Source organism: Streptomyces sp. NPDC051133, assembly GCF_040682635.1.
Classification (GTDB): Bacteria; Actinomycetota; Actinomycetes; order Streptomycetales; family Streptomycetaceae; genus Streptomyces.
Genome location: NZ_JBFBBK010000150.1, coordinates 1 through 3,698 on the forward strand (window position 1 = coordinate 1; position 3,698 = coordinate 3,698).

At 68.1% G+C, this 3,698-nt stretch carries 2 protein-coding genes and 4 pseudogenes; 1 reads left to right on the forward strand and 5 read right to left on the reverse strand.

Features of this window, described 5'->3' with window-relative positions:
• Positions 1–384: pseudogene (locus AB0N17_RS45600) on the forward strand (hypothetical protein); the annotation flags it as partial.
• Between the two features lie 1,014 nt (positions 385–1,398).
• Here AB0N17_RS45600 and AB0N17_RS45605 read toward each other — a convergent pair.
• The 5 genes and pseudogenes from AB0N17_RS45605 to AB0N17_RS45625 all read right to left on the reverse strand — a co-directional run.
• A pseudogene (locus tag AB0N17_RS45605) lies at positions 1,399–1,816 on the reverse strand (IS701 family transposase); the annotation flags it as partial.
• A pseudogene (locus AB0N17_RS45610) lies at positions 1,816–2,026 on the reverse strand (IS256 family transposase); the annotation flags it as partial. The pseudogenes AB0N17_RS45610 and AB0N17_RS45605, both read right to left, overlap by 1 nt.
• 163 nt (positions 2,027–2,189) lie before the next feature.
• Positions 2,190–2,426: pseudogene (locus AB0N17_RS45615) on the reverse strand (transposase); the annotation flags it as partial.
• A 52-nt stretch (positions 2,427–2,478) separates the two neighbouring features.
• Entirely contained in the window at positions 2,479–2,811 is a 333-nt protein-coding gene (locus tag AB0N17_RS45620) for a WhiB family transcriptional regulator (protein ID WP_366017577.1), read from the reverse strand.
• On the reverse strand, positions 2,808–3,461 hold the full coding sequence (locus AB0N17_RS45625) for a hypothetical protein (protein ID WP_366017578.1): 654 nt from the start codon (positions 3,459–3,461) through the stop codon (positions 2,808–2,810). Before AB0N17_RS45625 ends, AB0N17_RS45620 begins: the two co-directional genes overlap by 4 nt.
• Positions 3,462–3,698 lie beyond the last annotated feature (237 nt).

Consider the following 3,698-nt stretch of genomic DNA (forward strand, 5'->3'; position numbering starts at 1 on the left):
TCCTGCCCCGGCCACCACGAGTCCGCCGGCCACACCAAGAACACCAAGGTCCGGCCCGGCAACCCCTACCTCAAAGAGCCCTCGGCTCGCGGCATTCGGTGCGATGAGAACCAACGACACTATCTGCAGGCCCGCCACAAGCGGCTGACCGCCCGCCGCGGCCCGCTCAAGGCCCTGGTCGCCGACAAGCACTCGATCATCACCGCGATCTGGCACATGCTCACCGACAACGTCGCCTACCAGGAACTCAGCGGCACCCACTTCACCCAGCGCGACCCCGAACGCGTCACCCGCCGAAGAGAACTCCGCCGCTGCGCGGCTCCGGTCCGTAGATCCATTCCTACCCGGCCTGAAGGCCAGAGCCTCCTGGAAGAAGTCCGGTGACAGCGGGCGACCTGCTAAGCGGTGCCCAGTGGTTCTACCAGATCAGGCACCAATAGCCGTCGGCCTGCCCAACGCGTATAGACCGCAGGCCCGATGGGAGCAGCGTCAGATACAGCTGAGGGTACGACGCCATCGAACAAGCTGGGTCGCCGACTACTCCTGCGGCTGCCATGCGCTGGGCGGCTGCGGCGGCCACCGAACTCCCGTACCACCATGTCACCAGCGGTGACGGAGACGACGGTGCAATGGGGAGGGGCCACATGCGACGGGGGTGACTCGCGTCGGGCCTGCGGTGGCGTTGGTCGTGAGGCGATAGCGATGACGCCGATCCCGGCCGCAGAGCCGCGGCAGGCGGCGCGGCCGACAAGCGCGGCGACGTCAGATTCGCCGTCGCCAGACCGGCAGCGGATGTCAGCCCAGGAGAGGCGGTCTGCGACGGCCGTGACGCCGATCCGGACCGCAGAGCCGCGGCAGGCGGCGCAGCCGACAAGCGCGGCGACGTCGCATTCGGCGTCGCCAGACCGGCAGCGGATGTCAGCCCCGGAGAGGGATGGGACGAAACCTTCGGTGGAGGTTGCCGAGAGTGTCCCGACGTTGTCTGCTGCCTTCCAGGGGTGCGTATCGAAGTGGACTGCTGCGCTCCTGGTGTCTTGGAAGCAGGTGCCCGGGACGACGGACGTGAGGTCGGTACGGACAGGGTGCCAGAGGATGACGGCGTCGGCCGGGGAGCGCCGCGGTCCGACGTCTCCAGCGCCCACATGGCGATGGCCCCGCAGGCAAGCACAGCCGCGCCGCCCACTATCCATGGGGCCCGTCGGCGTGGGAATCGGTGACGGCTCATGATTCCTACTGTCCGGAAGCGGTGGCGGCGCCGCCACTCCGACTACTGCGAAAAGCGTATGGCCTGGGGCAATCCTCGGCAGCGTAGGTGATCTGCACGGTTCGGTGTGGTGTCGTGATCGAGACCATTAGTGGACCCCGCTAGGTCTGTCTTGATCTTGGTGTGGGAGCAGTTCAGCAGGTCCTGGAAGGCGTCGAGGATCTGGTAGAGGGTGAGTTGGTTGTGCCGGCTTTTGGGGCCAGCCGCTGCTCGGTGAGGCAGGCATGGGCGGCGGTGACCAGGGTGACGTGGTGATGCCAGCCCGGCCAGGGCGGCCCCACCGGCCGTGCCCGGCCACCGCGGCTGCCTGGGCCAGCCGACGCGAGCGCACCCCGGCCGGCCGGACCCGCACCGTGAGGAAGCGCGAGGTCATCGGGCCGCGGGAGCCTTCCCACCAGGTCACCTCACTGAAGGCTTCCCGTCCGGCGGCCGCGGTCGCCAGCTCTGTCACTTCACTGGTGGTTGCCGGTAGCGGGGAACCGGCCGGCAGCCGCTGCCGGACCAGGCCGGGGCGGCGGGGGCCGCCTCATGCGGTTGGACGGTTACGTAGGTCAGATTCGGTTGTGGGTGAGGCGGCAGTCGAAGGCGATGGCGAAGGCTTGCAACGCTCGCTTCCAGCGGCTGGTCCAGCGTTTCCGGCCGGTGCCGGTCGGGTCGAGAGACATCACCGAGGTAGACGCACTTCAGCGCGCCGTTCTCGGACGGGAAGTGGCCGCAGGCCCGCACGGCCCGGCGGATGCCCGCGTTCACCGACTCGAAGCTCTTTTGTCAACCGGTGGCTGGGAGAGGGTTCTGAGGAGTCCGGTGGCGGGTTTCGTCCTTCCACATGTGACGGATAATCACGTTGGCGAGCTGGCGTTTGTGAGCCCCCTCTGGTCTCACGCTTCGTCTTGTTCTCGGCGACCATCCTCGCGACGTAGTCACGGGCCGGTCCGTGGCATCTGACCTCGGTGACGTGCACGATATGCAGGATCGAGTTCACGTTGCGGCTGCCTCCGACATCGAGCTGGTGTCTGCGGGCGGGGCCGTGTCCTTCGCCAGAAGACATGACGATCGGAGCCGATCCGCACCAGCGGGCGAACTGTGCCTCGGTAGCGAACCGGCAAGGAGCCCCGACCTCGACCATCAGGTCCATGGCGGTCACGGGGCCGACGCCGCAGATCCGACCTAGATCAACATCTCAAACACGACCTAGTTCTCACGTCAGCCGGCACTCAGCCTGCCTGGGACCATCCTTCGCTCGGCTCCTGATATTCCATGTTCCGGCGGCCATACTCGGCGCGCGCGCTCTCCAGCAGGCGCCGCCAGGACGTCACCGTTGGCCGACGCCGTAGGACTGCCCTCCTCTCTCGCTCCGTCATGCCTCCCCACACGCCGTGCTCGATGCGGTGATCGAGGGCGTGAGCGAGGCATTCGGTGCGCACCGGGCATCCGGTGCAGAGGGCTTTGGCCTGATTCTGGGCCGCGCCTTCGGCGAACAGTTCGTCCGGATCAGTAGTGCGGCAGACTGCGTGTGCCGCCCAGGTCGCCTGATCATCCCCGATCATCCCGACACCGTCCTCTCCCCTGTACACCCCGCCACACTCCCTTGGGCAGGCCCAAGTGCGAAAACGGTACGGCAACCGTGCGGGGCATGAAAGATCGTAATCCAGGGGCAATCCCTTCGGGTGAAGGGCCTTGACAATTGCGTTTCCTCGCCGGCACCAGGGTGTTCATCTGTCGGCGGGGCGGGCGTAGTCGTCCTGACCGGCTGCACAATCTGTTCGTCCAGACCGGGCTGGTGGGGTCGGCCGTGCAGGGCGCAGGCGAGGTGGCGGCAGGCTTCGGCAAGCAGGCGCTGACGTTGGAACGCGCCGCGCATCACGTACACGACGGCGACGGTGTTGAAGGCCGCCAGGGCGACGTTGACCACCGGCCACACCCGCGCCCGCTCCGCCAGCCGACAGACGGTGCAGGCGCCGGACGCCCGGATCGCCGCGGCCCGCCATCGCTCGGACAGCGGCAGCGGCATCCTGCGCTTCGGTGGGCGGGTCCGGGCGGCGGGCCTGCCGGTCAAGTACACAGCGGCCCCGCTCCCCTCAGCGGGTGCCTGCTGCGTTTCGTAGTCGGCCACGAGAACGGGCAGCGTGTCTGCGGTTTGCTGACGGCGGGTCGACTGCCAGCCGATAAGACGCTGGTCAATGCCCGCGATCTCCATGACCGACTCCTGCCAGGCGTCACCTCGCGCGGCTCCCAGGCCCACCCTAGGGCGGAGACCTCCTCCATACAGGTGAGCCTGTAGAGGGTGTGCTCCAGCATCGAATCCGCCATGGGGCCCTCCGGGACTCGTAGTGCCGGCACACGGCGACGATCAGGTCGCCCCGGATCGGGGCGCGGGTGCGTGCCGCCGCTCCCCCAGCGGATCTCCGCTACTTGGGTCTCGGCCCCTCCTACG